Here is a 3,548-nt window from a genome sequence, read left to right on the forward strand (position 1 = left end):
CTCGGCGCGGACGTGCACGGTGACGCTGTCCGGGCGCACGACCTCCTTGCCCTTGAGCGTGAGCGGCGGGTCCACGGCCGCGTTCTCGGCGAGGTCGATGGTCAGGCCGCGGTCCGAGGTGAGGTCGGTGTCGCCCGAGTCCAGCCGCTCCGGGGACAGGGCGTCCAGGATCCGCAGCGTGTTCTCGCGCGCGACGTTGTAGTTGCGGCGCAGGCCGTAGACCTCGCGCCACTTCTTCTCGCCGAACGAGGCCTCCTCGTTGCCCGGCCGCAGCGCGTAGTCGGACCGGTTGCGGGCCATGTCCGGGATGACCATGCCCGGGTGCCGCTCGGCGACGGCGTCCAGCACCTGCCGCTGGAGGTGTTCGTACACCGTGGTGTCGCGCTCCGCGGCGTCGCCGTCGTCCCCGTCCGCCGCGCGCTCGGGCCAGTCCAGGCCAAGCACGGTGGTGCCGCTGAGGTCGGTGACGGTGTCCCCGCGCAGGTGGGCCATGGGCGGGCGGGGGTTCTCACCGTGGTCGCGTCCGCGCGGCCCGCCGCCGGCGGCGTCGTTGAGCGCCTCCGCGTCGCGGCGGGAGACGATCTCGACGGTCTCGCCGGTGAACGCGTGGGGACGCGCCTCGCCCTCCAGGTGCACGAAGAGGTCGCGCTCGACCCGGTAGGCGAGGAAGTCCTCGGTGTCGGCGATGTCGCGGGCGATCGCGCGGCGCGAGCCGGTCCGCGAGGAGGAGTGCGACTCGGAGTCCAGCGTGCGCGAGTGGACGTACTCCAGGGTGGGCACGTCGATGCGGGTCATGCCGCCGCCGGGCAGCGACAGCTCGATGTTCACGCCGCCGCCCACGGAGAAGCCGATGGTCCGGCTGCGGCTCCCCGAGGAGGAGACGGTGTGCTCGGTGCCCTCGTGGCGGGTCAGCTCGCCCAGGTGCGGGGCGTGCCCGTAGGCGCGGTACTCGGTGGCCGAGGACGCCAGGCGCACCATCCGGGAGGTGCCGTCCTGCCCGGTCAGCTTGAGCGTGATCGGCCCCCGCGACAGGTGCGGCAGGTACTCCTGGAGGGAGTCGTTGTCGAACACGGCCCGGATCGTGCTGTGCAGCTCGCGGGCGTCCTCGCCCCGGGACCCGCGGGTCCCACTGCCGGTCGCGCCCTCGGCGCCGTCGGGGACGAGGCGGTCGGCCAGCCAGGTGCCCAGGTCGGTGTGGGTGGGCGCGGTGCCCTCCTCCCCTCCCTGCGGGACGATCCGCTCGACCTTGATGGGCAGGCCGCCGTGCAGGGTCCGGGGGTTGCGGCGCGGCGCGGGCCCCTCGGAGCCGGAGGCGTCGTCGGCCGCCGCCTCGGCGGCGGGCCGCCGGGGGAGGCTGATGTGCGCCGGGGCGTCGTCCGGGCGCTTCTCGGGCTTGCCGGACAGCACCAGGGCCAGGCCGTCCCGGACGACCGCGGCCCTGGGCGCCCGGACCGGGGGACCGGCCGGCGGGGTGACGCCCAGGTCCATGCGCAGGTCCGTGGTGTAGACCTCGGCCGGGGCGCTGTTGTCCATCGCCTGCACCGCGACGGTCTTGGTGGAGCCGCCGCTGGATCCGCCCCGCAGCCCGGTGCCGCCGCTGGCGCCCACGGTGATGCTGGGGCCGACCGGGTCGCCCAGGAAGGTCGGTCCGAAGTACAGCGGGTTGGCGGTGAACTTCACGCTCACGCCCCGGCGGGCGCCGCGGGTGAGGGTGTCGCCGGAGGCGGTGGTGCGGGTGCGCTCCTGGCCGCCGATGATGACGGCGTCGGTCCCCTCGCCCTCGCGCAGGGGCACGTGCCGGTAGGCCGGCGGGCCCTCGCCGTCGGGCCGGTCGGACGACAGCCGGACGCGCACCTTCCAGACGTCGTTGCCGGTCCCGACACTGATCTCGGGTCCCCTGCCGGTGAAGAACGGGTCCATGCCCTGTTCCGCCGCGATGCGGTCGACCTCGGCCAGCACCTGCTCCCGCAGGGCGCGGGGCATGCGCGGGCGCATCCCGCGCAGCGACCGGTCGACGGCCTCGGGGACGCCGTCGGTGCGCAGCCGCCCGGGGCCGACCATCCGTGATCCGACGAGGTAGTCGAGGTCGTGGGCCTCGCCGTCGCGGTCCACGGTGAGCGAGCCGTCGTAGACGTCGGGGTCGGCGGGGTCGCGCTCGTCGTCGGTGGTCTCGGCTCCGGAGCCCTCGTCGTCGGGGTCGTCGTCCGGGTCGTCGTCGCGGTCGGGGTCGCGGCGCACGGGGGTGGGCCGTTCGTCGCCGCCCGTCTCCTCGGCCGGTGCGCGGCGGGTGCCGGAACCCTCGCCCGTCTCCCCGGTGGTGCGACGCGTCCCCGAGCCCTCGCCCGTCTCCCCGGTCAGCGAGCGGCCATCCGGCCCCAGGGTGTCCAGGTCGTGGACCCGGGCGCTGAACACCTGGACCTCGGCCGACCCGGGCGGGGGCAGCACCGACCGCAGGTCCTTGGGCCAGGAGAGGTCGCCGACCACCGCGGGGTCGGGGTCGAACTTGGTGTCCTTGGTGTCTCCGCCGGTCAGGACGCGGTCGAGCAGTTCGGTGTAGGGGTAGTGCGGCGGGGAGGGCTCGGCGTCGTAGGCCGGGGGCGCCTCCTCCCGCGTCCCGTCGGCCTCCGGGCCGAAGGCCCGGTCGGTGTCGGCGACGGTGTCGTAGGCGGGCGGAAGCCCGCGGTCGTCGGCGTCGTCGGTGCCGTCGAAGACGCTGCGCCCGTCCTGGGAGGAGGCGTCCGAGGCCGCGCTGAAGACGCTGTCGGCGTCCGACACCGACGCGTCGTCCGAGGCGTCGGCGGGGTCGTCCGCCTCCCGGTGCCCCCCGCGCCGGCGGGAGCCCTCCGGAGCGCTCCCGTCGGGGGGCGGCGTGCCGCCGCGCCCGCGGCCGGTCCCGCCCGGTGCGGGGGCGGACCTGCCGCCGCGTTCGGTGCCGGTGCCGTCGCGGCCGGTCCCGGGCGCCGGGGGCGCGCCCTCATCGTCGGAGTCGTCCGAGTCGTCGGAGTCGTCGTCCCGCGGCGGGGTGGCCTCGGGGACCTCCAGGTCCTCGACCCGGGTGTGCAGGTCGTCCAGGTCGCGGTGGAGACCGCGCAGGTCGTTCTCCAGTGCGCGCAGGCCGGGCAGGTCGGTGTCGGTGAGATCGCCGATCCGGGCGTCCAGGTCCTCCAGGCGCGTCTCCAGCGCGGTCCGGTCGGTCCGCAGGGTGTTCAGCGCGGTGCGCACCCCGTCCAGGGCGGTGCGCAGGTCCGGGCGCGCGTCGAGGAAGGGGGCGTGGTCCGCGGCGATCCGGTCGGTCTGCGCGCGGAGCCCCGCCAGGTGGTCCCCGGACCTCTCGACCAGCGGCCGGACGGTGTCGGCCTCCTCGCTCCCCCGGGTGATCGCGTCCTCGGTGGCGGCGCGTTCGGCGGAGACCGTCCGGCCGCGCTCGGACACGGGTCCGTCGAGCCGCTCGGTCTCGGCCAGCAGGGCGTCGCGGGCCTCCCGCATCCGGTCGACCTCGGCCCCGCTCCGTTCGGGCTGTGCCGCGAACGCGGACAGCTCCGCCTCGA

General features: G+C 76.1%; 1 pseudogene. It reads right to left on the minus strand.

Going from position 1 to position 3,548, the window contains the following annotated elements:
* Positions 1 to 3,548 (minus strand): annotated as a pseudogene (locus BUE45_RS32860) (hypothetical protein); the annotation flags it as partial.

Origin of the sequence: Nocardiopsis flavescens, from assembly GCF_900141985.1 — a bacterium.
Lineage (GTDB): Bacteria > Actinomycetota > Actinomycetes > Streptosporangiales > Streptosporangiaceae > Nocardiopsis > Nocardiopsis flavescens.